Origin of the sequence: Ferrovum sp. (genome assembly GCF_027317285.1) — a bacterium.
In the GTDB taxonomy this organism is placed as follows: Bacteria; Pseudomonadota; Gammaproteobacteria; order Burkholderiales; family Ferrovaceae; genus Ferrovum.
Map to the genome: position 1 here is coordinate 18,702 of NZ_DAHVHV010000005.1, position 24,287 is coordinate 42,988.

The 24,287-nt window shown below is 60.8% G+C and carries 21 protein-coding genes; 16 read left to right on the forward strand and 5 right to left on the reverse strand.

What is annotated here, in order from left to right; translation table 11 throughout:
* Positions 1 to 7 precede the first annotated feature (7 nt).
* Positions 8 to 1,168, reverse strand: a complete 1,161-nt coding sequence (locus M6F29_RS02490) for a tRNA nucleotidyltransferase/poly(A) polymerase-related protein (protein ID WP_298157201.1) — start codon at positions 1,166 to 1,168, stop codon at positions 8 to 10.
* Positions 1,165 to 3,135: a lytic transglycosylase domain-containing protein gene (locus M6F29_RS02495; protein WP_298157204.1), complete on the reverse strand. Its 1,971-nt coding sequence runs from the start codon at positions 3,133 to 3,135 to the stop codon at positions 1,165 to 1,167. Before M6F29_RS02495 ends, M6F29_RS02490 begins: the two co-directional genes overlap by 4 nt.
* Positions 3,136 to 3,206: 71 nt before the next feature.
* Here M6F29_RS02495 and M6F29_RS02500 point away from each other — a divergent pair, with 71 nt between their 5' ends.
* The 3 genes from M6F29_RS02500 (at position 3,207) to sucD (ending at position 5,853) form a co-directional block, all read left to right on the forward strand.
* Positions 3,207 to 3,743: a DUF2889 domain-containing protein gene (locus M6F29_RS02500; RefSeq protein ID WP_298157207.1), complete on the forward strand. Its 537-nt coding sequence runs from the start codon at positions 3,207 to 3,209 to the stop codon at positions 3,741 to 3,743.
* A gap of 62 nt (positions 3,744 to 3,805) precedes the next feature.
* Positions 3,806 to 4,969: an ADP-forming succinate--CoA ligase subunit beta gene (gene sucC / locus M6F29_RS02505; RefSeq protein WP_298157211.1), complete on the forward strand. Its 1,164-nt coding sequence runs from the start codon at positions 3,806 to 3,808 to the stop codon at positions 4,967 to 4,969.
* Between the two features lie 2 nt (positions 4,970 to 4,971).
* Positions 4,972 to 5,853: a succinate--CoA ligase subunit alpha gene (gene sucD, locus M6F29_RS02510; RefSeq protein ID WP_297472901.1), complete on the forward strand. Its 882-nt coding sequence runs from the start codon at positions 4,972 to 4,974 to the stop codon at positions 5,851 to 5,853.
* Here the strand turns inward: sucD and fur are convergent.
* Positions 5,843 to 6,283 (reverse strand): ferric iron uptake transcriptional regulator, encoded by a 441-nt coding sequence (fur, locus tag M6F29_RS02515; protein WP_297455864.1) that lies wholly within the window; start codon positions 6,281 to 6,283, stop codon positions 5,843 to 5,845. The genes sucD and fur overlap by 11 nt on opposite strands.
* Positions 6,284 to 6,339: 56 nt before the next feature.
* Here fur and M6F29_RS02520 point away from each other — a divergent pair, with 56 nt between their 5' ends.
* The 10 genes from M6F29_RS02520 (at position 6,340) to glmM (ending at position 18,064) form a co-directional block, all read left to right on the forward strand.
* The gene (locus M6F29_RS02520) at positions 6,340 to 6,888 is read left to right on the forward strand and encodes an outer membrane protein assembly factor BamE (RefSeq protein ID WP_298157214.1); all 549 of its coding nucleotides are present in this window, start codon (positions 6,340 to 6,342) and stop codon (positions 6,886 to 6,888) included.
* Positions 6,885 to 7,688, forward strand: a complete 804-nt coding sequence (gene dapB, locus M6F29_RS02525; RefSeq protein WP_298157217.1) for a 4-hydroxy-tetrahydrodipicolinate reductase — start codon at positions 6,885 to 6,887, stop codon at positions 7,686 to 7,688. Before M6F29_RS02520 ends, dapB begins: the two co-directional genes overlap by 4 nt.
* 165 nt (positions 7,689 to 7,853) lie before the next feature.
* Complete coding sequence (gene carA / locus M6F29_RS02530; RefSeq protein ID WP_298157220.1) at positions 7,854 to 9,005, forward strand: glutamine-hydrolyzing carbamoyl-phosphate synthase small subunit; 1,152 nt, start codon at positions 7,854 to 7,856, stop codon at positions 9,003 to 9,005.
* A gap of 2 nt (positions 9,006 to 9,007) precedes the next feature.
* The gene (carB, locus tag M6F29_RS02535) at positions 9,008 to 12,244 is read left to right on the forward strand and encodes a carbamoyl-phosphate synthase large subunit (protein WP_298157224.1); all 3,237 of its coding nucleotides are present in this window, start codon (positions 9,008 to 9,010) and stop codon (positions 12,242 to 12,244) included.
* 59 nt (positions 12,245 to 12,303) lie between these two features.
* Positions 12,304 to 12,780, forward strand: a complete 477-nt coding sequence (gene greA / locus M6F29_RS02540; protein WP_297455874.1) for a transcription elongation factor GreA — start codon at positions 12,304 to 12,306, stop codon at positions 12,778 to 12,780.
* A gap of 88 nt (positions 12,781 to 12,868) precedes the next feature.
* Positions 12,869 to 13,201: a YhbY family RNA-binding protein gene (locus M6F29_RS02545; protein WP_297478092.1), complete on the forward strand. Its 333-nt coding sequence runs from the start codon at positions 12,869 to 12,871 to the stop codon at positions 13,199 to 13,201.
* On the forward strand, positions 13,198 to 13,830 hold the full coding sequence (locus tag M6F29_RS02550; protein ID WP_297455878.1) for an RlmE family RNA methyltransferase: 633 nt from the start codon (positions 13,198 to 13,200) through the stop codon (positions 13,828 to 13,830). The genes M6F29_RS02545 and M6F29_RS02550 overlap by 4 nt, the downstream gene beginning before the upstream one ends.
* A gap of 93 nt (positions 13,831 to 13,923) precedes the next feature.
* Positions 13,924 to 15,822, forward strand: a complete 1,899-nt coding sequence (gene ftsH / locus M6F29_RS02555) for an ATP-dependent zinc metalloprotease FtsH (protein ID WP_297455880.1) — start codon at positions 13,924 to 13,926, stop codon at positions 15,820 to 15,822.
* Between the two features lie 74 nt (positions 15,823 to 15,896).
* On the forward strand, positions 15,897 to 16,706 hold the full coding sequence (gene folP, locus M6F29_RS02560) for a dihydropteroate synthase (protein ID WP_298157230.1): 810 nt from the start codon (positions 15,897 to 15,899) through the stop codon (positions 16,704 to 16,706).
* Complete coding sequence (gene glmM / locus M6F29_RS02565) at positions 16,706 to 18,064, forward strand: phosphoglucosamine mutase (RefSeq protein WP_298157233.1); 1,359 nt, start codon at positions 16,706 to 16,708, stop codon at positions 18,062 to 18,064. The genes folP and glmM overlap by 1 nt, the downstream gene beginning before the upstream one ends.
* Here the strand turns inward: glmM and M6F29_RS02570 are convergent.
* Both M6F29_RS02570 and ppk1 read right to left on the reverse strand, forming a co-directional pair.
* Positions 18,061 to 18,525: a SixA phosphatase family protein gene (locus tag M6F29_RS02570; protein WP_297455316.1), complete on the reverse strand. Its 465-nt coding sequence runs from the start codon at positions 18,523 to 18,525 to the stop codon at positions 18,061 to 18,063. The two genes, glmM and M6F29_RS02570, sit on opposite strands and share 4 nt — an antisense overlap.
* Complete coding sequence (gene ppk1, locus M6F29_RS02575; RefSeq protein WP_298157235.1) at positions 18,522 to 20,606, reverse strand: polyphosphate kinase 1; 2,085 nt, start codon at positions 20,604 to 20,606, stop codon at positions 18,522 to 18,524. The genes M6F29_RS02570 and ppk1 overlap by 4 nt, the downstream gene beginning before the upstream one ends.
* 165 nt (positions 20,607 to 20,771) lie before the next feature.
* On the opposite strand from ppk1, the gene M6F29_RS02580 reads away from it, so the two are divergent.
* From M6F29_RS02580 to pstS, 3 genes are all read left to right on the forward strand, one after another.
* Complete coding sequence (locus M6F29_RS02580; RefSeq protein WP_298157237.1) at positions 20,772 to 21,548, forward strand: GNAT family N-acetyltransferase; 777 nt, start codon at positions 20,772 to 20,774, stop codon at positions 21,546 to 21,548.
* 83 nt (positions 21,549 to 21,631) lie between these two features.
* A complete protein-coding gene (gene ppx / locus M6F29_RS02585; RefSeq protein WP_297500085.1) occupies positions 21,632 to 23,107 on the forward strand; it encodes an exopolyphosphatase in 1,476 nt (491 codons plus the stop codon).
* A gap of 90 nt (positions 23,108 to 23,197) precedes the next feature.
* Complete coding sequence (pstS, locus tag M6F29_RS02590; RefSeq protein ID WP_298157239.1) at positions 23,198 to 24,241, forward strand: phosphate ABC transporter substrate-binding protein PstS; 1,044 nt, start codon at positions 23,198 to 23,200, stop codon at positions 24,239 to 24,241.
* Positions 24,242 to 24,287: the final 46 nt, after the last annotated feature.

Consider the following 24,287-nt stretch of genomic DNA (forward strand, 5'->3'; position numbering starts at 1 on the left):
CGGAGGATCAGGGCTTGCGCGGTGCGGCCGGGAGCGCGCACAGTGCAGCATGGCGGGCCGCCCGTAAGCGCAGGGGGATTTCAGCCGGGGTCGGCGCCGAACGCACGAGCGCTGGAAGATCCAGGGCTTGACAGGCAGTAAGGGCAGCCTTGCCGCGTGCGCTCAGGTCGGGTTGGAGATCTTCGAGGATTTCGCCCAGGCATTCCTGCAATTCAAGAAAGCGGAGGAACCTTTGCGGTCGCCTCCAGGCATCGCACCCTTCCAGCAGGGGGAGCCATTCCTCCGGTTGATGGGGAGAGAGATGGCGGGCGCCGGGTCCCAGCGCGCAGGACAGTTCCATCCACTGGTGTTGTTCCTTGCTCCAGCGCAGGTTTCCGGCCCAGGTTTCGAGGAGGGGGTGCCAGGTCTGGCGGGAACTTCCATGAAACAGCGCCGAGACCCAGGCTGCCCAGCGCAGGGGTAGTTCCAGGTGGCGCCGGGCGGCATGATCCACGGCGTCGTTGGCCAGACCGCCGGTATGGATCCACAGCGCATCGATGGCGGGGAAAAATTTTTTCAGGGCCCCCCATTCGGCCAGTGCCGCGAACATGCGCGCAGGGTTGGCGGTTTCCATGCCCCTGTTCAGTTCTTGCAGAATGCGTTCGGGAACCAGGGCATCCACTTCGCCGTCGTCGACCATCTGCCGTAAGAGCGCGGTGGTTTCGGGCGCGACGGTAAAGCCAAAGGGGGCCAGTTTGGCCAGGAAGCGTGCAACCCGCAGGAGTCGGACCGGATCTTCGCCGAAAGCCGGGCTGACGTGACGCAGGATGCGGTTTTCCAGGTCGGCCAGTCCGCCATGGGGATCGATCAACCGACGGTCAGGGCCCCGCGCCATGGCGTTGAGGGTGAGGTCGCGACGCCTCAGGTCTTCCTCCAGCGTGACCGTGGGGTCGGCATGGAAGACGAAGCCGCGGTAGCCTGGGGCCGTTTTGCGTTCGGTACGGGCCAGGGCATATTCTTCGTGGGTGACGGGGTGCAGAAAAACCGGGAAATCCCGACCAACGGGCTGAAACCCGCGAATTTTCATTTCCTCCGGGGTGGCCCCCACCACGACCCAATCCCGGTCGGCGCCAGGAAGTCCCAGCAGTTCGTCACGGAGGGCGCCGCCCACTTCGTAAATCTGCATCATCGGGTACCTGCCAGCTCATCCAGCAGTGCATGCAGGCGATGACTGGGCGTGGAATGGAGGCGCTGTTCATAGACGATCTGGTTATACAGGATCTGCTGGACATAGTCCCGGGTTTCATCGAAGGGAATGTTTTCGAGAAAGGTGCGCGGATCGCCTATCCCGGCGGAGGTCCAGATCTGGACACGCAGGGGGCCGGCGTTATAGCCCATCGTGGCAAGGATCGGGTTGCCCAGGAGTTGCGCCAGATGGTTCAGGTAATAGGTCCCGAGAAGGATGTTGATGTCCGGTTGATCGGCCTCTTCGGCATGATAGTTTTTGAGGCCGCTGCGCCGGGCGGCCCAGCGGGCCGTTGCCGGCATCAACTGCATCAGGCCCTGGGCGCCGGTACGGGAACGGGCGATGCTGAAAAAGCGACTCTCCTGGCGGATGAGCGCAAGCACCCAGGCTTCGGAAAGATGGAATCGGGAAGCATTGGCCTGAATTTGGGACTGGTAGGGATAGGGGAAGAGCAGGGCCACATCCCTGGGCGAATCCGTATGTTCCGCGCTGTGAATGCTCCGGTCATACCAGCCCAGTTGGAAGGCCTGCTGGGCGGCTGCCAGGTGTTGGAGAGGGGTCAGGGCAGGTTCGATCTGGCTCCACTCCCTCTGGGCTTCCGGCAGCAATCCCAGGCGATAGAGGCGCAGGGGGCGCTCCAGCAGGGCACGGATTTCCTTTTGGACCTCCGGCCCAGGTGGCGCAGGCTGGGGCGGCAGGCGAAGTTCCTGACCTCGTTCTTCCAGAGCCAGCAGCCCATAGTAGGAAGGCGATTGGGCGACTTCCTCGAGCAGGGCGAGGGCTTCCGCAGAACGGTGTTCCTCTTCCAGGGCGCGCGCTTTCCAGTATTGCCAGACGGGCTTCCGGGCCAGGGGGGGCGGTAGGCGGGTCAGAGTGTCCAGAACGGTGGCCCAGTCCTGCTGGCGCAGGGCGACCCGAATTTTCCAGGTCAGCCATTCGGCTTCGGTGGGTTGGGGAGTCACCTGCTGGAACCACTCCAGGGAGCGGGGATCCAGAGCCCAGGCGCCCTGAAGCGCGATCTGTTGCCAGCCCCAGGCCTGGTCCTCCGGGTCGAGGTGCGTGGAGGCATCCGTCCACCAGGCCGCTGCGGCCTGGGGGTCATGGGCGGCCAGGCGGAGAGTGGCATACAGCAGGAGTTCGCGTTGTGCGCGGGGGGAGTGGGCGTCCGTGGGGGGGGCCTCATCCAGAAACTGACGCGGACGGCCTGCGGCCAGGGTCAGTTCGTCTTCATTCAGGCCCTGGAAGGGCGGGAAGAAACTGTTGATGTAACGGGCTTTGCGAACCTGGTTGCGGGATAGGGCGTGACGCAGCGCCAGCCAGAGGTCCTCTGCGCGGATGCGATGGGCCGCGACCAGTTGCCGGAATACCGGGTCACAGGAGTCGGGCCAGGCGGCATCGGAACGCCAATAGGCCAAGGCAGCGTCGAAGAAGTCCGTTTGAGCGTCAGCGAAGAGAGCCTGCCAGTGGTAGCACTGAAGGGCGGGGTGGTGGGCGTCCTCCGCACGAAATTGGGCTTCAAAGGTTTTCCAGTTCTGGTTTTGTCCCAGTTGGGCCAGCCAATGGGCGCGTAACAGGGGCGTGAGCGGACTGTTGGGATAATCACTGAAAAATTCCTGCATTTCTGGAACCAGATAGGCGTTTCCCTGGGTCAGTCGCCCTTCCAGAGCCCAATATCGGGGATAATCGGAAAGTTGGCCGCGCGCGCGTGCCGCGATGGATTCGAGCGTAGCCTGGTCATGTTGCTGGAACGCGCGCTGGGCGCGCAGCAATTCTTCGTCGGTCAAGGGCGGCGCGGGAGCAGGTTGCACGGTGGCCGGGGTGTCGTCGGGCACGGCCAACTCTGCGGCGGGGATGCACCAGGGGACCAGTCCGAGGAGCAGGAAGGGGAAGCGAATCAGAAAACCGGACAAGACGAAAACCTCATGGGAAAGGCAGGACAGCACCGCCATTATGCGGGAATTTTTTCGGAAAAGGGGGAGCCATGAAGGAGGAACAGGAACAGCGACGTCTGCTGCATCGACGCGTCATAGAAGTGAATGGTTACGTGCGACCGGACGGCTGGTACGACGTGGAGGGCGTATTGCGGGATGTCAAGGGGCATGATGTGGCCATGGTCGAAGGATGTCTGCCTGCCGGTACGCCCATCCACGACATGTTTTTGCGCCTGACCGTGGATGATGCCCTGTTGATCCGCGAGGCGGAAGCGCGCATGACCAGCCGGCCCTATCCGGGAACCTGCGAGAAGATCGTTCCCGAATACTCCTCGTTGAAGGGGGTGACCATCGCTCCGGGGTTTACCCGGATCGTACGGAATCGGCTGGGCGGCATTCATGGATGTACGCATTTGACGGAACTGGTGGGGATCGTGGCGACGGTGGCTTTTCAAACCCGTTACGGCACGCTCTCGCCGGAGATGAAGGAACGTCCGCCTCATCTGGACGGATGCCATGCCCTGGCCAGCACGGGGGAGGTGGTGGCGCGTTTTTACCCCCATTGGTCGCGGGCAGGCACAGAATGAGGGCAGGGTTTTCAGGTACAATCAGCGCTTCACAGGCTCCTTTCATAGAGAAGACGTAGACCATGAAAATCCATGAATATCAGGCCAAAGCGCTCCTCCAGCGCTTTGGGGTGGCGGTTCCGCGCGGGTTTCCGTGCTTCACGGTCAGTGAGGCCGTGGCTGCCGGGCAGCAATTGGGTGCAGGGGTGCGCGTGGTCAAGGCGCAGATTCATGCAGGGGGGCGCGGGAAAGGCGGGGGCGTCAAGGTGGTGCGTACGGATGCCGAACTGGAAGAGGCCGCGCGCCGGATCATGGGCATGCAACTGGTGACTCATCAAACCGGCCCCCAGGGGCAGACCGTTCGCCGCTTGCTGGTGGAAGAAGGCGCGGATATTCGCCAGGAACTCTACCTCGGCATGGTGGTGGATCGCAATACCCAGCAGGTTGCTCTGATGGGTAGCGCGGCGGGGGGGATGGATATCGAGGAAGTGGCCGCGCATCATCCGGAACAGATTCATACGGTGCAAATAGATCCGGGGCAGGGGTTGTTGCCGGCCCAGGCCGAAGCCCTGGCCCGCCGGATCGAGGTGCCGGAAGCCCTGGTGCCGCAGGCGCGGGACCTGATGCTGGGCTTGTATCGTGCCTTCGTCGACAGCGATGCCAGTCTGGCCGAAATCAACCCCATGGCCGTGACGGGTGACGGGCGGATCCTGGCGCTGGATGCCAAATTCAACTTCGATGACAATGCGGCGTTTCGCCATGGCGAATGGCAGGATTGGCGGGATCTCGACGAGGAGGATCCCAACGAGATCGCGGCTTCGCGCCACGGCCTGTCGTACATTTCCCTGGAGGGCAACATCGGATGCCTGGTCAACGGGGCGGGGTTGGCCATGGCCACCATGGATATCGTCAAACTCTACGGCGGGAGCCCGGCCAATTTTCTGGACGTCGGGGGCGGAGCCACCACGGAAAAAGTCACGGAAGCCTTCAAGTTGATGTTGTCCAATCCGGAAGTGCAGGCCATCCTGGTGAATATTTTCGGCGGCATCATGAAGTGCGACGTGATTGCCGAGGGCGTGGTGGCAGCGGCGCGACAGGTTCATCTGACCGTTCCCCTGGTGGTGCGCCTGGAGGGGACCAACGTGGAACTGGGGAAACGGATTCTGGCGGAATCGGGACTTCCCATTCTGTCAGCAGCCAACATGGATGACGCAGCGGCCCAGGTGGTCGCCGCAGCGCGGAGATAAGCATGGCCATTCTGATTGACAGGAATACGCGGGTACTGACTCAGGGAATCACCGGCAAGACGGGCATGTTTCACACCCGCCTGTGTCGCGAGTATGCCTTTGGCAAGGAATGTTTCGTCGGCGGGGTGACCCCGGGCAAAGGCGGGCAGGATTTCGAGGGGGTTCCGATTTTTGATTCGGTGGCGGAAGCACGTCGGGAAACCGGCGCCAATGCTTCGGTGATCTATGTCCCTCCGCCCTATGCGGCGGCGGCCATCGATGAGGCCGTGGAAGCGGGGATCGAACTGGTGATCTGTATCACGGAGGGGATTCCGGTGCGCGACATGATCCAGACCCGTTATCGCATGCGTGGCAAATCAACCCTTCTGGTGGGCCCGAACTGTCCGGGCGTGATCACCCCCGGACAACTCAAGATCGGCATCATGCCCGGGCACATTCACCAGCCTGGCCCGATCGGGGTGGTCTCCCGTTCCGGGACGCTGACCTACGAGGCCGTGGGGCAATTGCGCGAGTTGGGGCTGGGTCAGTCCAGTTGCGTGGGAATCGGCGGCGATCCGGTCAACGGCATGAAGCATCTGGAAGTGATGCAGCGGTTCAATGACGATCCGGCCACCGAGGCGGTCATCATGGTGGGGGAAATTGGCGGTTCGGACGAGGAAATCTGTGCGCGCTGGATCAAGGCGCACATGACCAAGCCCGTGGTGGGGTTCATTGCCGGCGTGACGGCCCCGCCGGGTAAAAGGATGGGGCATGCGGGCGCCATCATTTCAGGAGGGCAGGGAACGGCTCAGGAAAAGTTGGCCACGATGGAGGAATGCGGGATCAGGATTACGCGCAATCCCGCCGAAATGGGGCGGACTTTGCAAGCCGTGCTCAAGGGGTAGTCTTTGGCGTGCGATGGGGGCAGGAGGCGCGCTGGCAGTTGGCGTAGATCTGGAGGGAATGCTCCTGGATCGAGAAGCCCCGCTGTTGGGCAATCTGGGCCTGGCGGTTTTCGATCTCGGCGTCAAAGAACTCTTCCACGTGTCCACATTGCAGACAGACCAGATGGTCATGATGGGTTCCCTGGTTGAGTTCAAACACGGCCTTGCCGCTTTCGAAATGATGACGGACCAGCAAGCCGGCTTGTTCAAACTGGGTCAGCACCCGGTAGACGGTGGCCAGACCGATGTCCATGCCTTCCTGCTGAAGACGGCGGTAGACTTCTTCCGCACCCAGATGGCGGGTGTCGCTGGTTTCAAACAGGGCCAACACCCTGAGGCGGGGAAGGGTGGCTTTCAGTCCGATGTCCTTGAGATCTTGGGGGGCGCTCATATTGCCTCACGGGGGGGTTGGAATTGGTTCATTATAAAAGCATTCAGGTGAAAGGGATGATAAAGCGTACGGTAACGATGGGCATGCTGACCGGGGCAGGCCTGTTTCTTGCGGGATGTTCCAACTGGTCATGGTATTCGATTCCCGGGGTTTCTTACCTCAAACCCTATACGCTGGATATCCAGCAGGGCGTGATCATCGACTCGGACATGGTTGCGCGCCTGAAGGAAGGAATGACCCGCGCGCAGGTGGCTTATACTTTAGGGACCCCCTTGCTCAAGGATCCTTTTCACAAGGATCGCTGGGATTATATCTACTACGTGCGAGAGAACGGGCGGTTGAGTCATCCCCATGACCTGACGGTTTATTTCAAGGACGACAAGATGGTTCGTTATGCCACGGATTATCCGATCGGTGCCGCCGCGCGGTCGTCGGATGCCCCTCAGGCGGTTCCCGCGGCCGATGGAGCTCCTGCGGTTCCCCCCGCCGGCTCTTCTCCCCCGGCGCCGCAGCAGGAGGCCGCCCCGAATCCTGACGGAAGTGCCGGAGGGGCCGCCGGGACGGCCAAGGGCGGTGTGATCGATGCCGGGAAGACCGGAGAATGAGCGCGCTCGTTTTGGGCATCGCGGGCAGTGGCGGGCGCATGGGGCGGGCGTTGGTGGAAGCCATTGCGGGCGCGCCGGATCTGCGTCTGGGCCTGGCCCTGGAGCAGGCGGACAGTCCCTTCATCGGGCGTGATCCGGGGGATTGGCTGGGCACGCCACTGGGTCTTGCAATCACCTCTGACGTTCAGGCCGGGTTGGAACGATGTGCGGTGCTGATCGATTTTACCCGTCCCCAGGCCACCCTTGGACATCTGGCGGCCTGTGTGCGGCATAAGCGGGGGATGGTGATCGGGACGACCGGTTTCAGCGCGGCTGAGAAAGCGCAGATCGAGGAGGCCAGTCAGGAGATTCCCATCGTCTGTGCGCCCAACATGAGCATGGGCGTGACCGTGGCGCTGGCGCTGCTGGAGCGGGCCACCCAGTGGTTGCCCGACGATTACGATCTGGAAATCACGGAAGCCCATCATCGCCATAAAGTGGATGCTCCATCCGGGACGGCATTGCGCATGGGCGAGGTGGTCGCCAAGGCGCGTGGCTGGAACTTGCCGGAGGTGGCGGTATATGGGCGTCAGGGGACCACGGGCCCGCGCCCTTCCCGGACTATTGGCTTTGCTACGGTGCGTGGTGGGGATGTGGTGGGCGATCATACGGTGTCATTCATGGGGGAAGGCGAGCGCCTGGAAATCACCCACCGTGCCAGCAACCGGGCCACCTTTGCCCAGGGTGCGGTGCGGGCCGCCCGTTTTGTGGTGGACCAGGCGGCGGGGCTTTATGATATGCGCGCCGTGCTTGGGTTGTAATTATTTGAAATAACTGGATTATTTTTGTTTCGCAGGAAGGTATTCCGGGCCCCGGAGTTGCTTTTTGGCGTGTTTTGCGGTAATATTCCGACAATCGGAAACGGGAAAGGTGCGCGTCGATGCGTCTTTCCCGTTTTTTCACATCACCCCCTTCAGGAGTTAGTCATGGCTGTAGAACTGCCCTCGTCCTCTCGTCGGGTGCCTGCCTTTCTTGTGCTGGCCGATGGCAGCGTTTTCAGAGGCTATTCCATCGGAGCCGAAGGGCACCGGGTGGGGGAGGTGGTGTTCAACACGGCCATGACCGGGTATCAGGAAATCCTGACGGACTCCTCCTATTGCCGCCAGATCGTGACCCTGACCTATCCGCACATCGGGAATGTGGGCGTCAATCCGGACGATGAGGAAGCTGCCGAATTGTTCGCGGCCGGCCTGATCGTCCGGAACATCCCGCGTCAGTTGTCCAGTTGGCGTGCGCAGGGAGGGTTGCCCGAATATCTCAAGGCGCGGGGCATGATTGCCATGGCGGGGGTGGATACCCGCCGCCTGACTCGCTTGTTGCGTGAAAAAGGCGCTCAAAACGGCTGTATCTGGACAGGAGAGGAGAACATTCCAGCCGCGCTGGAAGCGGCCCGTGCCTTCCCGGGTCTGAACGGCATGGATCTGGCCAGAGTGGTCAGTTGCGCCCAGCCCTATTCCTGGACGGAGGGGGTGTGGAACCGGGGCGGAGAAAAAACCCGGGCCGAGACGCGCTTCCGGGTCGTGGCCTATGATTTTGGCGTCAAGCGCAACAGTCTGCGCATGCTGGCGGAGCGGGGGTGCGATGTTCAAGTGGTTCCCGCCATGACGCCGGCTCAGGAAGTCTTGTCCCGGCGTCCAGACGGGGTTTTTCTGTCCAATGGCCCCGGCGATCCCGAGGCTTGTACCTACGCCATTCAGGCCGTTCGCGAGTTGATGGCGGCACGGGTTCCCCTGTTCGGGATCTGTCTGGGACATCAACTGCTCGCCCTGGCTTCAGGGGGGCGCACCCTCAAGATGAAATTCGGGCACCATGGCGCCAATCATCCGGTCCTCGACCAGCAAACCGGGCAGGTTTTGATCACCAGCCAGAATCACGGGTTTGCGGTGGATCCCCGGGATTTGCCCGCCCATCTCACGGTAACCCATGTTTCCCTGTTCGACGGGAGTTTGCAGGGGCTTGCCCGGACCGATGTTCCGGCCTTCAGTTTTCAGGGGCATCCTGAAGCCTGTCCGGGGCCTCATGACGCGGCTCCCCTGTTCGACCGCTTCATCGCGCTCATGCAAGAATCTGGAATCTGACCATGCCCAAGAGAACCGACCTCCACTCCATCCTGATCATCGGGGCCGGCCCCATCGTCATCGGCCAGGCCTGTGAATTCGATTATTCCGGGGCGCAGGCGTGCAAGGCACTGCGCGAGGAGGGCTATCGCGTCATTCTGGTCAATTCCAATCCGGCGACCATCATGACGGATCCGGGCATGGCCGATGCCACCTATATCGAACCCGTCAACTGGAAGACACTCGAGCGCATCATCGAACGCGAGCGCCCGGACGCCCTGCTGCCGACCATGGGCGGGCAGACGGCCCTCAACTGTGCCCTCGATCTGGCGCGGGAAGGAGTGCTGGCGCGTTACGGCGTCGAGATGATCGGGGCGTGCAAGGAGGCCATCGACATGGCCGAGGATCGGGAAAAGTTCAAGGCAGCCATGGCCCGCATCGGCCTGTCCACCCCCCGTTCAGCGGTGGCGCACAGCCTCGAGGAAGCTCAGCAGGTGCAGGCCCAGATCGGTTTTCCGGCCATCATCCGTCCCTCCTTTACCATGGGGGGGAGTGGGGGCGGCATCGCCTATAACCAGGAAGAATTCATGACCATTTGCGAGCGTGGTCTGGAGGCGTCGCCGACCCGGGAATTGCTGGTGGAAGAGTCGGTGATCGGCTGGAAAGAGTACGAGATGGAAGTGGTGCGTGACCGCAACGACAACTGCATCATCATCTGTTCCATCGAGAACCTCGATGCCATGGGGGTGCACACCGGAGATTCGATTACGGTGGCTCCTGCCCAGACCCTGACGGACAAGGAATACCAGGTGATGCGCAATGCATCCCTGGCGGTATTGCGTGAGATCGGCGTGGAAACCGGGGGCTCCAACGTTCAGTTTGCCGTCAATCCCAGGGATGGACGCATGATCGTGATCGAGATGAACCCGCGCGTCTCCCGTTCTTCGGCCCTGGCCTCCAAGGCGACGGGGTTTCCCATCGCCAAGGTGGCGGCCAAGCTGGCCGTGGGATTCACGCTCGACGAGTTGAGCAACGAGATCACGGGCGGGGTCACGCCTGCTTCCTTCGAGCCCACCATCGACTATGTGGTGACCAAGGTACCGCGCTTCGCCTTTGAAAAGTTTCCGCAAGCCAATGACCGCTTGACCACCCAGATGAAATCGGTGGGAGAGGTCATGGCCATCGGGCGCAGTTTCCAGGAGTCCTTGCAGAAGGCTCTGCGCGGACTGGAAACTGGCGCCGATGGGCTGAATGAAATGACTACCGAGCGCACCACCATCGAAGCCGAACTGGCCAATCCCGGCCCGCATCGCCTGTGGTATCTGGCGGACGCCTTTCGCATCGGACTGGAACGGGATGAAATCTACCGTTTGTCCCATGTGGACCCCTGGTTCCTGGCGGAAATCGAGGATCTGGTGTCAGAAGAACGACGGATAAGCGGCCAGGAACTCGCAGCGTTGAGCGTATCGCGCTGGCGCGAACTGAAAGGCAAGGGATTCTCCGACCGGCGTCTGGCTTACCTGCTGGGCAGCACGGAACAGGCGGTGCGCGCCACGCGGCATGCCCTGAACGTCCGTCCTGTCTACAAGCGGGTGGATACCTGTGCGGCAGAGTTTTCCACGCAAACCGCCTACCTCTACTCCACCTATGAAGAAGAGTGTGAGGCGAATCCCACTGAACGACGCAAGATCATGGTGCTGGGCGGGGGGCCGAACCGCATCGGGCAGGGGATCGAATTTGATTATTGCTGCGTCCATGCGGCGCTGGCCTTGCGTGAGGACGGATACGAGACACTCATGGTCAACTGCAATCCGGAGACGGTCTCCACGGATTACGACAGTTCGGATCGTCTGTATTTCGAGTCCCTGACCCTGGAAGACGTGCTCGAGATCGTGGCGCTGGAAAAACCTGTCGGCGTCATCGTCCAGTTCGGCGGTCAGACTCCCCTCAAGTTGGCTCGCGGCCTGGAAGCCGCCGGGGTTCCCATCATCGGGACGACCCCGGACAGTATCGATCGCGCCGAAGACCGCCAGCGTTTTCAGCAGCTCCTGCACGAGTTGGGGTTGCGTCAACCGGATAACCGGACCGCCGGCCATCGGGATGAAGTCTTGAAGGCAGCGCAGACCTTGGGATACCCCCTGGTCGTTCGTCCCAGTTACGTGCTGGGCGGGCGTGCCATGCAGATCGTCCATACGCCGGCGGATCTCGAGAAATACCTGCGCGAGGTCATTACGGATGGCGAGGGAATGCATGGGGTGGCCATTTCTCCCCGTTCTCCCATTCTGCTTGACCGCTTTTTGAACGATGCCATCGAAGTGGACGTGGATGCGGTCTGTGATGGACAGGAGGTGGTGATTGGTGCCATCATGGAACACATTGAGCAAGCGGGCGTTCATTCGGGGGACTCGGCCTGTTCCATTCCGCCGTACAGTCTGACCCCTGCCATCCAGGATGAACTCCGTCGCCAGACCAGGGCCATGGCGCTTGCTCTGGGTGTGGTGGGGTTGATGAACGTGCAGTTTGCGCTTCAGGGAGATACCGTCTATGTTCTCGAGGTCAATCCCCGTGCTTCGCGTACCGTCCCTTATGTGGCCAAGGCGACCAGTCGTCCCCTGGCCAAGATTGCGGCACGTTGCATGGTGGGACAGAGTTTGGCCGAACAGGGGATTACCGGAGAGTTGATTCCGGACTACTATTCGGTCAAGGAGGCTGTGTTTCCCTTTACCAAATTTCCCGGAGTGGATCCCATCCTTGGCCCGGAAATGAAATCCACGGGCGAGGTCATGGGGGTTGGGGCGACCTTTGCCGAAGCCTTCGTCAAATCCCAATGGGCGGCGGGAGTCAAGTTGCCCACCGGGGGCAAGGTTTTTCTGAGTGTCAGAAATGCGGACAAAGCCCCCTTGGTGGAGATTGCGCGCCAACTGGCGGAACTGGGATTTGCGCTGGTGGCGACGCGTGGAACGGCAGCCGCGTTGAGCGCCGCCGGCCTCGAGGTGGTATTGGTCAACAAGGTCATGGAAGGGCGTCCGCATATCGTGGATATGATCAAGAATCGCGAGATTTCCCTGATCATCAACACGGTGGAAGAACTTTCCCGGGCCGTGCAGGACTCCTGGTCGATCCGCAATGCCGCGCTGCAGGGGCGCATCACCTACTACACCACGGTCGCCGGGGCGCGGGCAGCCTGCATGGGAATGCGTCTTGGACAGTCCGGTGATGTCCACGAATTGCAGGCATTGCACCAAAGGTTGAAAATCTGACTCCCCAAAGGGGAGTTCAGGCCATATAACACGCAATTGGGTAGCGAGGAAGGAGAAGCATGAACAAGACACCATTGACGGTACGGGGTGCCGAAAAACTCAAGGAAGAATTGCACCAGTTGAAACATGTGCACCGTCCAGCAGTGATCCAGGCCATCAGTGAGGCGCGCGCTCAGGGAGATCTGTCGGAGAATGCCGAATACGATGCGGCCAAGGAGCGTCAATCCTTCATCGAAGGACGGATTGCGGAACTGGAATCCAAGTTGTCCCATGCCCAGATCATCGATCCGGCAGCGCTGGATGCGGATGGACGGTGCGTCTTTGCAGCCACGGTGGAAATGGAAGACTTGAATACCGGCGACGTCCACACTTACCAGATCGTGGGGGATGACGAGGCGGATATCAAGGAAGGCAAGATTTCCATTGGTTCCCCGCTGGCCCGCGCACTGATCGGAAAATCGGCGGGGGATGTGGCTGAAGTCCATGCTCCCGGGGGCATGCGTGAATATGAGATCAGGGAAGTACGTTATGGTTGAGCGCCGCAGGACCTTATCCTCCCCCGTGCCCGGGCGGCGCGCGGAACAGCCCCGAATATCCAGGGGAAAGACTGTGGTCAGGAAAGTCGTGGCCAAAAAAAGGGCTCCTGCCGTTGTGCCGACCTTGAAGTTGCCGGAAGCGGGGGTGGCGCTGGCGTTGTCAGTGGCTGATCGGGTGCGCCTGCGTCAGCAGGCTCATCGCCTCGACCCCGTGGTGCTGATGGGGCAATCCGGTATGACGGATGCGCTTCTCCTGGAAATAGAACGGGCCCTGCGCGCCCATGGCCTGATCAAGGTCAAGGCCAGCGGAGTGGATACGGCAGAGGCGCGCAGCGCTCTGGCAAATACCCTCGCGCAGCGTCTTTCGGCTGCCTGCGTTCAACAAATCGGCAAGATTCTGGTTCTTTATCGCCCCCGATGAAACCGACCCGGACCAGCAAGGCCTGGATACGGGAACATATCAACGATCCCTTTGTCCAACGAGCGAAGCGGGAGGGATATCGGTCGCGCGCCTCCTACAAGTTGCTGGAAATCGATGATCGGGACCACCTGCTGCGTCCGGGGATTTCAGTGGTGGATCTGGGGGCCAGTCCCGGAGGATGGTCCCAGGTGGCGCGCCAGCGCATGGGCGTGCACGGCAAGGTCATCGGCATCGATCTGCTGCCCATGGCGGCGCTGGAGGGCGTCGCTTTTCTGCAGGGGGATTTTCTGGACCCCGCAGTGCAGGAACAGGTAAGGGTCCTGCTGGGAAATCGACCGGTGGATCTTGTATTATCGGATCTTGCCCCCAACATCAGTGGTGTCACCCTGTATGATCAGGCCCGTGCGGCGGAGTTGTGGGAAATGGCCCTGGAATTTGCGCTCGAGGTGCTGGGGCCCGAAGGGAAGTTTCTGATCAAGGCGTTTCATGGCGCGGATTTTGAATCTTTTGTGCGGCGCATGAAGCAGTGTTTTGTCCGGGTGGTGACACGGAAACCTGCCGCATCCCGAGATCGAAGTTCGGAAGTGTACCTGTTGGGGCAAGGGTTGAAACCGAAGCGCACGGAGTGAGTGGGTGAATTTTGAACAGGTGGACGCGCTTGAGCGTACAATGATCCTTCGGAGTCCGAGGGAGTTGGTCGGATCGACTTGGAGGAAAGAGTCTTGAATAGCATCGTTAAAAATGTCTTGGCCTGGCTTTTCGTGGGATTGGTGTTGATGCTGCTGGTCAGTCAGTTCCAGAACCATCAACCGTCGGGCGATGTCCTGAGTTATTCCTCTTTCATCGAAGAGATGAAAGCCGGTCATGTCACCAAGGTGATCATCGACGGACGGGCGTTGCGCGGCGAACGCTCGGATGGCAAGCCTTTTACCACTTATACGCCTTCCGATCCATGGCTGGTCAGTGATCTGCTCAAGTACGGCGTGAATGTGTCGGCCAAGCCGGAAGAGGAACCTTCCTTCTTCATGAATATGCTCATGTCCTGGTTCCCCATGCTGTTGCTGGTGGCGGTCTGGATATTTTTCATGCGTCAGATGCAGGGGGGCGGACGAGGCGGCGCCTTTTCCTTCGGCAAGAGTCGTGCGCGCATGCTGGATGAAAATGCCAACCCTGTGACCTTTGCGGATGTGGCGGGGGTGGATGAAGCCAAGGAAGAAGTGAGCGAGTTGGTGGAGTTTTTGCGTGATCCCGGCAAGTTCCAGAAGTTGGGGGGGCGGATTCCGCGCGGCGTGCTCATGGTAGGCAGTCCCGGAACGGGGAAAACCCTGCTGGCCCGTGCGATTGCAGGGGAGGCCAAGGTGCCCTTCTTCAGCATTTCCGGTTCGGATTTTGTGGAGATGTTTGTCGGGGTGGGGGCGGCCCGCGTGCGCGACATGTTCGAACAGGCCAAGAAGAACGCGCCCTGTATCATCTTCATCGATGAAATCGATGCCGTGGGCCGCCAGCGCGGCGCCGGGCTGGGGGGCGGCAATGACGAGCGGGAGCAGACCCTCAACCAGATGCTGGTGGAAATGGATGGTTTCGAAGCGACGACGGGCGTCATCGTGATCGCGGCCACCAACCGACCGGATGTCCTCGATCCTGCCCTGCTGCGGCCAGGACGTTTCGACCGTCAGGTGGTGGTACCCTTGCCGGATATCCGGGGGCGTGAACAGATCCTGCTGGTACACATGCGCAAGGTCCCCATTGCGCCGGATGTGCGGGCCGACATCATTGCACGGGGCACGCCCGGGTTTTCAGGGGCGGATCTGGCCAATCTGGTCAATGAATCGGCACTCTTTGCCGCGCGTTTCAACAAACGCCTGGTAGACATGGATGATTTCGAGCGGGCCAAGGACAAGATCATCATGGGTGCGGAGCGGCGTTCCATCGTCATGCCGGAGAATGAACGGCGCAATACGGCCTATCATGAGTCCGGGCATGCCGTGGTAGCGCGCATGCTGTCCCTGACAGATCCGGTTCACAAAGTGACCATCATTCCCCGCGGGCGCGCTCTGGGGGTGACCATGCAGTTGCCCACGGAAGATCGCTACAGCATGAACCGCGACCAGATCCTGCAGAATATTGCCGTATTGTTCGGGGGGCGGATTGCCGAAGAAGTGTTCATGAACCAGATGACCACGGGCGCCAGCAACGACTTCGAACGCGCCACTGACATGGCGCGGCGGATGGTGACCCAGTGGGGGATGTCGACTTCCATGGGGCCCATGGTCTACGGGGAAAACGAGGGAGAAGTCTTTCTGGGGCGGACCATTGCCACCCACAAGAACGTGTCGGAAGCCACGATGCAGAAAGTGGACATGGAAATTCGCCGCATCATTGACGAGCAGTACGTCCTGGCGCGGGGCATCATCGAATCCCATCGCACCGAAATCGAGGCGATGACCCATGCCCTGCTGGAATGGGAAACCATCGATGCGGAACAGATCGAGGACATCATGTCAGGGCGTCCTCCCCGTCCGCCCAAACCCGCTGCGCCGGTGACGCCCAAAACGCCTCCGCCCAGCGCTTCACCCCCCCCGGCACCGGCCTCCACGGCCCAACCCGCCCAGGGCGTTTGAGACCGGAGGAGATTCCCGGCGTGCTGGGCGGACCTCCCGAACCACTCCCCGCAGTACACTGCGGGGAGTTTGTTTTGTCCCTGGCACGACCTCGCCTCATGGGGATTCTCAATGTCACGCCCGACTCATTCTCGGATGGAGGGACGCACCTCGATGCGTCAGCCGCCATTGCCTGCGGACAGGCCATGGCGGCACAAGGGGCTGACCTGATCGATGTGGGGGGGGAATCCACCCGGCCCGGAGCCCCCGAGGTGACCCTGGCAGAGGAATTGCGGCGTGTGATTCCGGTCATTGAAGGATTGGTGGACACCCTGAGGGTGCCCGTTTCCATCGATACCCGTCATCCCCAGGTCATGCAGGCCGCCATCCGGGCAGGCGCCACGCTGATCAATGATATCGAAGCCTTGCAGGCGCCCGGAGCACTGGAATGCGTGCTTGAGCATGAAGTCGGCATTTGCCTGATGCATATGCAGGGACAGCCCTTGACCATGCAGCAGTCGCCCCATTATCCTCTGGGGGTCGTATCCGAAGTCCGCGATTTTCTTGCGGCGCGGGTCGCCTTGCTGGAGCGGTACGGCGTGGGACGACAGCGCATCATGATCGACCCGGGGTTCGGCTTTGGCAAGACACGTGCCCATAACCTGACCTTGCTGCAGCAGTTACCGAGGTTGGTGGATCTGGGGTACCCGGTACTGGTGGGACTGTCGCGCAAATCCATGCTGGTCGGTCAACCCGGCGTTCCCCCGCGCGAACGTCTGGGAGCCAGTCTGGCTGCGGCTTGCTGGGCCGTTCAGGCGGGCGCGCATATCCTGCGTGTCCACGATGTGGCTGAGACGCGTCAGGCAGTGGACTTATGGATGGATACCTTGGCAGTGGAGGAGTGATGAACCGTCGTTATTTTGGAACGGATGGAATTCGCGGGCGTGTGGGCAGTGAGCCGATGACCCCTGTGATGATGTTGAATCTTGGGTATGCGGCAGGCACGGTGCTGGCTCAGGGCGCAGCGGCCACGCAACAGGATCGTCCCGTGGTGATCATCGGCAAGGACACCCGCATTTCGGGTTACATGATCGAATCGGCGCTCGAGGCCGGGCTCTCTGCGGCGGGCGTGGACGTCATCCTGCTGGGGCCCATGCCGACCCCTGCAGTGGCCTACCTGGTTCGGGCCTTGCGTTTGCAGGCGGGGGTGATGATCAGTGCTTCCCATAACCCTTTCGAGGACAACGGGATCAAATTCTTCTCTGCCGATGGGATGAAATTGCCCGACAGCGTGGAACTGGACATTGAAGCTCAACTGAATCAACCCTGGTCCTGTCGCGATTCGGCCCAACTGGGGCATGTCCGCCGCATGAATGATGCCGCAGGGCGCTATATCGAGTTCTGCAAGAGTACCTTTCCCTCCAGCCTCGACCTCAAGGGGCTGAAACTGGTGGTGGATTGCGCACATGGAGCCACCTATCACATCGCGCCCCTGGTGTTCCACGAACTGGGTGCCGAGGTCATCTCCATCGGCAATACTCCCAATGGCATCAATATCAACGACCATTGCGGGGCAACTCACGTCGATACATTGCGTGAGGCCGTGCGTACCCACCAGGCCGATATGGGGATTGCTCTGGACGGCGATGGGGATCGTCTCATCATGGTGGACGAGACGGGAAAAACTTATGACGGGGACCAACTGCTTTATGCTGTGGTCAAACACCGCCAGTCCTTGCCGGGATTCGCCGGCGGGGCGGTGGGGACCCTGATGACCAACCTGGCCGTGGAAAAAGCCTTCGAGCGGCGACGGATTCCCTTCGTGCGGGCCAAGGTAGGGGATCGCTACGTTCTGGAAACGATGCTGGAACGGGGCTGGCTCTGGGGCGGAGAGAATTCGGGACATCTGATCTGCCGGGACAAGCACAGTACGGGAGACGGCATCATTTCGGCGCTTCAGGTACTGGCGGCTTTGGCCAGCCAGGGGGTGACCCTGGCCAGTTATACGGCCGAGGTGGAACTCTATCCCCAGCGCCTGATCAATGTGCGTGCGGCCCAGTCGGTGGATTTCAAGACCTCTTCGCAGGTCCAGCAGGCAGTGACGGCGGCAGAAGAGGACATGGCCGGACACGGGCGGGTACTCTTGCGTGCTTCGGGTACGGAACCCCTGATTCGTGTCATGGTGGAAGGGGAAGATGCCACCCAGGTGGAGCGCTGGGCGGAAACCATCGCTGCCGCCGTGCGCGAGTTGGCAGCCGCCTAAATCAGTTCGGGGTCGATCACCGCGCGCAGGATGAGTTGGGGTTGTCCGTCCCGTTCGCGCTGGGTGAGCCACCAGAGCGCGCCTTTGCGTACACTCCAGGGGGCGGCTTCGCCCGTCAGTAGCCAGGCTGCGGTTTCTCCCAGGGTGGGTTGGTGGCCCACCAGCAGGGTGTAGGGGTCGGCGGGCGCAGGCCAGGCACAGGCCTGCAGCAGATCGCGCGGACCGGCGTGGGTACCCAGTTGCGGGACGGTTTCAAAATGTCTGGAAAAGGCGCTGGCCGTTTGCTGGGTGCGCTGTGCCGGGCTGACCAGAATGCGGGGTTCGAGCGGCAAATGGGCCTTCAGCCAGCGGGCCACCTGCCGCGCCTGTTGGTGTCCCCGTTCAGTCAGGGCACGCGCAAGGTCGGGAAATCCTTCTTCGGCTTCGGCGTGACGCCACAGGATCAGGTGAGATTGACTCATGACTGGGAACCCCCCTGGCTCAAACGCTGCAAGAGAAAGTCATGCACACGGAAGCACGAACTGCCGCGTCGTGGGCGGATTCGCGCATAATGCCCCTCCCCATTCATGATCCAGGCGGCGTGGTTGTCGCGCAGATAGGAACGGAGTCCCTCGCTCAGGATCCGCCGCTTGATGCGGGGATCGAGAATGGGGATACAGACTTCGATGCGGCGAAAAAAATTGCGGTCCATCCAGTCGGCACTGGCGATGAATACATCGTGGCTTCCTCCGTGACGGAAATACATGACCCGGTGGTGTTCCAGAAAACGACCGATCAGTGAGCGTACCCGGATATGTTCGGACAACCCTTTGACACCGGGGCGGAGCAGGCAGACTCCCCGGATGATCAGGTCGATTCGGACCCCGGCCTGGCTCGCTTCATAGAGCGCATCGATCAGGAGAGGTTCGGTCAGCGCATTCATTTTTGCGATGATGTGGGCTTTTTCACCCTTGCGGGCAAACTGGATTTCGCGGGCAATGGCCTGCAGGGTCCTGGAGTGAAGGGTAAAGGGGGCCTGCCAGAGGTGGCGCAACTGCTCCTGCTTGCCCAGCCCCGTAATTTGCATGAAGATGGCACTGACATCGGCCGTGATTTCCGGATGGGCAGTAAACAGACCAAAATCGGTATAGGTGCGCGTGGTACGGGCATGATAGTTGCCCGTACCCAGGTGGACATAACGCCGTAACTCATTTTGTTCGCGCCGGATGACGAGACACATCTTGGCGTGGGTCTTGTACCCGAAAACGCCGTAGACCACATGCGCGCCAGCCGCCTCCAACTTCTCGGCCCAGTTGATGTTGGCTTCTTCATCGAAGCGGGCCAGCAGTTCCACCACCACGGTGACTTCCTTGCCCTGGTGGGCCGCCTCGATCAGGGCCTCGATCAATTCGGAGTCCGTGCCGGTGCGGTAGACCGTCTGTTTGATGGCCAGCACCGCAGGGTCGCGAGCCGCTTGCTGGACAAACTGGATGACGGGCATGAAGGGCTGAAAGGGATGATGAAGGAGAAGATCGCGTTTTTTCAGGGTTTCGATGAGCGGAACCGTTGTGTCCAGTTCGCGGGGCAGCTGGGGCTGAAAGGCGGGAAACTTGAGGTCGGGCCGGTCAACCAGGTCGGCGACCCGCATCAGGCGCACGAGGTTGACGGGGCCGTCCACCCGATACAGGTCCGTCTCCTCCAATTCGAAAGTTTCGAGCAGGAACTGGGCCATGGTCTCGGAACAGTTTTCCGGGACCTCGAGGCGCACTTCATCGCCATACTGGCGATGACTCAATTCGCCTTGCAGGGCGAGGCGCAAATCACTGACTTCCTCATCTTCCAGCAGTAACTCGCTGTTTCGGGTCAAACGGAATTGATAGCATCCTTCGACGGTCAGTCCATGAAAAAGGTCGCCCACATTGGCATGAAGGATCGAGGATAAAAAAATGAATCCGTAGGGGCAGCCGCAAATTTCTTCGGGCAACTGTATGAAGCGGGGAAGGGCACGGGGAGCCTGCACGACGGCATGGGTGCAGGGCCGGCCAAAAGCGTCGACTCCCGAAAGCTCTACGGCAAAATTGAGGCTTTTATTGAGGATCCGGGGAAAGGGGTGGGCCGTGTCCAATCCGATGGGGGTCAATACCGGTTTGATTTCGCGCAGATAATAGTTGCGTGCCCAGGTATGCTGAGCCTCGGTCCAGTGGTTGCGACGGTGAAAGCAGATCCCTTCTTCTGCCAAACGCGGCAGGACGCGTTCGTTCAATAAGTGATACTGGTGGGCGACGAGTTCGTGTGCCACGCTGCACACCAGACGGTAGACGCGCGTGGGAGGCAGGCCATCCGGGCCGGTTTGGGTGATCCCTTCGCGGATTTGCTGTTTCAGGCCGGCAACCCGGATCTCGAAAAATTCATCCAGATTGCTGCTGACGATGCACAGGTAGCGCAGTTGCTCGAGCAAGGGGGTCTCGTCATCCTCCACCAGACTCAGGACGCGCCGGTTGAATGCCAGCAGGCCTAACTCGCGATTGAGGAACCGGGACGACGGGGTAACGGGATTACTCATAAAGTCGATCAAGAATGGGGACCATCTGACCCGCTCAGTGTACCACCCCCTCGAGCATCCGGAAAACCAATGGAGGGCATCGTCACGAATAATTCACGGCAGGTTCATGGTGGGGTAACAGGGGCCGGGCAAAGTGAGCAAATCTTCGTTCTGATGGAGAGATCCATGCCCCAACTCGACCAAAGTGTGCAGAATGTCCGTCAACCGCGCCTGATCTTTCAATATGCCCGTTCTCCTGCGGACGTGCGTGCGGCTCAGCAGTTGCGTTGGCAGGTCTTTCATGAGGAGATGGGGGCGCACTTGCATTCCCCTGAGGCAGGTCTGGATCAGGACCGGTTCGATGCGCTTTGCGACCATCTGATTCTGCGCGATACGCGCACCCATGAAGTGGTGGGGACCTATCGGATACTCAACGCGCAACAGGCGGCGTGGGCCGGAGGGTTCTATGCGGAAGAGGAATTCGATCTGACGCGCCTGGCCCATCTGCTTCCCCACGTCATGGAGGTGGGACGGGCCTGCGTCCATCCGGATTACCGTAACGGCCTGTCCATTGCGGTGTTGTGGGCGGGTCTGGCCGACTATATCCAGTCACACCGGGTGCAATACCTGATGGGCTGCGCCAGCATGACCATGATCGATGGCGGCCATACGGCAGCCTCGCTCTACCGGCAACTGGAACTCTTGCATGGAGCGCCTGCGGAATGGCGTGTTTTCCCCCATTGCGCTTTGCCTCTGGCGGCGCTCGACAACACGCGCGCGGTGGAGATCCCGCCCCTCATCAAGGCCTATCTGCGGGTAGGGGCCTATGTTTGCGGGGCACCGGCGTGGGATGCGGATTTCAACACGGCGGACTGCCTGCTTTTATTACCCACGGCAGCCATGGATCAGCGCTATTCCCGCCATTTCATGAAGGCCTCGGCGGAGGGAAGGACTTCCTTCTGAGGGTGCGTAACGATTTCCGGGCCAGAGTAGTTCATCCGTGCATGATCTGGTAGAGTGGGGTTTTTTTGTGAGGGTTGCAGGATATGCCCCAAGCGATCATCGCGGCGGTAGACTTGGGCTCGAACAGTTTTCGTCTGCAGGTGGCACGCGTGGTACAGGGGCAACCTTATACGCTGGACGCGATCAAGGAGCCCGTACGACTGGCGGCGGGATTGCTGCCCGACAACACGCTGGATGCGGTGACGCAGGAACGTGCCCTGGCCTGTTTGCGGCGTTTTGGCGAGCGGTTGCGCGCGGTGCCCCGGGAGGCCATCCGGGTCGTGGGGACCAATACCCTGCGCGTCGCCCAGCACGCGGAAACCTTTCTGGAAGCGGCACAGGAAGCCCTGGGCGTCCCCATCGAGATCATCGCGGGCCAGGAGGAAGCCCGCCTGATTTACGTAGGGGTGGCGCACAGCCTTCCCCGGAGCCGGGGCCGTCGGCTGGTGGTGGACATCGGCGGCGGGTCCACGGAAATCATCATCGGGCGCGGGGTCAAACCGCAGCGTCTGGAAAGTTTGTACATGGGATGTGTCAGTTATACACAGCAGTTTTTTTCTCAAAACAAGGTGACGGAACGTCACTGGGCGGCTGCCACCTTGGCGGCTGCCAATGAACTGCAGGCGCTTTCCGCCACCTTCGGGCGGGAGCAATGGGACGAAGCCGTGGGTTCTTCCGGGACCGCTCGCGCTCTGGCCGAATTGCTGGAACTGAACGGGTTCGTGGGGCAGGGAATTACCCGGGCCGGACTGGCGTTTCTGCGGGAAAAGTTGCTGGAGGCTCGTGATCCGCACCATCTGGTTTCCATCGGATTGCGCACGGAACGGGTGCCGGTACTGCCGGGGGGGTTGGTCATCATGAGCGCCGTGTTCGATCACCTGGGGATCGAACAGATGCAAACGACAGACTGTGGTTTGCGGGAGGGGGTTCTGTATGAGATGCTGGGCCGTCTGAAACATCGGGATGTCCGGGAAGAGACGGTGCGCCATTTCGTCCAGCGCTACCATGCGGATCCGATGCAGGCGGAGCGGGTGGAGAAGTTGGCGCTCACGCTCTACCGGCAGGTGACGACTCGTCCCCAATACGCGCACTACTCGCCTTACCTGCGCTGGGCTGCCCAGTTGCATGAAATTGGGCTCTCCATCGCCCATGGGGGGTACCACCGCCATTCGGCCTATATCGTCGATCATGCGGACATGCCTGGATTTTCCAAGATGGAGCAGGCCATCGTGGGGGGGTTGGTCCAGAATCATCGGGGGCGTTTGGTCAAGGGGGCAGAACGCATCACCAATCGGGAAGGCTGGCGTCTGGTGCTGTGTCTTCGTCTGGCCGTGTTGTTCTGTCGCGGCCGCGCTCCTCTGGGACGAACGCCCCGCTTTCGTTTGTCGGATGAGGGTGAGGCGGGGTTTTGCCTGCAACTCAATCCCGCCTGGTTGACCGGTCATGCCCTGGCAGCCGCCAACCTGGAGAAGGAATGCCAGCAGTGGCAGGCTCAGGGGATTTCCCTGAAGGTGGCTTGACCCGGAAGATTCACGGGACTGTAATCAATCTGTCACATTTGGCGGTTAACCTGTTCCCGTTTGCTCGCAATTTTTTCTATGGAGATTTTCATGACGATTCGGTTCCCTGCGCGATCCTGGATGGTGGCCAGTGCTTTGTTGGTGTCGGCCTGGGAGGTCCAGGCGACGGACATCATCGGGGCCGGTTCCACTTTCGTCTACCCGGTTTGCGCCAAGTGGGCCGAAGGATTCAGGGCGGCCACCCAGAATGGTTTGAACTACCAATCCATTGGTTCGGGCGGAGGAATCAAGCAGGTGAAAGCCAAAGTGGTGGATTTCGGGACGACGGACAAACCCCTGACCCGGGAAGAACTGGACCGGAGTTCCCTGGTACAGTGGCCGCTCGTGATGGGGGGCGTGGTTCCCGTGGTCCATGTGGACGGGGTGGCCCCCGGGCAGATGAAACTTGACGGGCCGGTATTGGCCGACATCTATCTGGGCAAGATCAAGCGCTGGAACGATCCGGCCATCCAGGCGCTCAACAAGGGGCTGAACCTGCCCGCACAGGATATCGTCGTGGTTTCCCGTACCGATGGTTCCGGGACCACCTTCATCTTCACGAATTACCTCTCCAAGGTCAGTGCCGAGTGGAAGGCCAAGGTCGGGAGTGATACGGCCGTCAGATGGCCCACGGGCATCAATGGCAAGGGAAATGAAGGGGTGGCTTCCTACGTGCGCCAGCAGGCGGGGGGGATTGGTTACGTGGAGTACGCCTATGCCCTGCAGAACAAAATGAGTCATGTTCAGATGAAAAACCACGAAGGGCAGTTCGTGGAACCGGATATCAAGACATTCGGCGCTGCGGCCAGCAATGCCCATTGGGAACCGGGAAACGGATTTTACGAAATTCTGACCGATGAACCCGGGAAAAACAGTTGGCCCATCACCGGAGCCACCTTCGTCCTGATGCAGAAAGTTCAGGAAAACCCCGAGCACGCCAGAACTGCCCTGCAGTTTTTCGCCTGGGCCTACAAGAACGGTCAGAAAGCCGCACTGGCGCTGGACTATGTTCCCTTGCCTGATAATGTGGCCAGTTTGATCGAGGCCCAGTGGAAGGGGGAACTGAAGGATGGGGCGGGCAGGGCGCTCTACTGAGAAGCCTGCGGGAAATTTCTGCACGTACGAGAGGGAACCTTTCCCT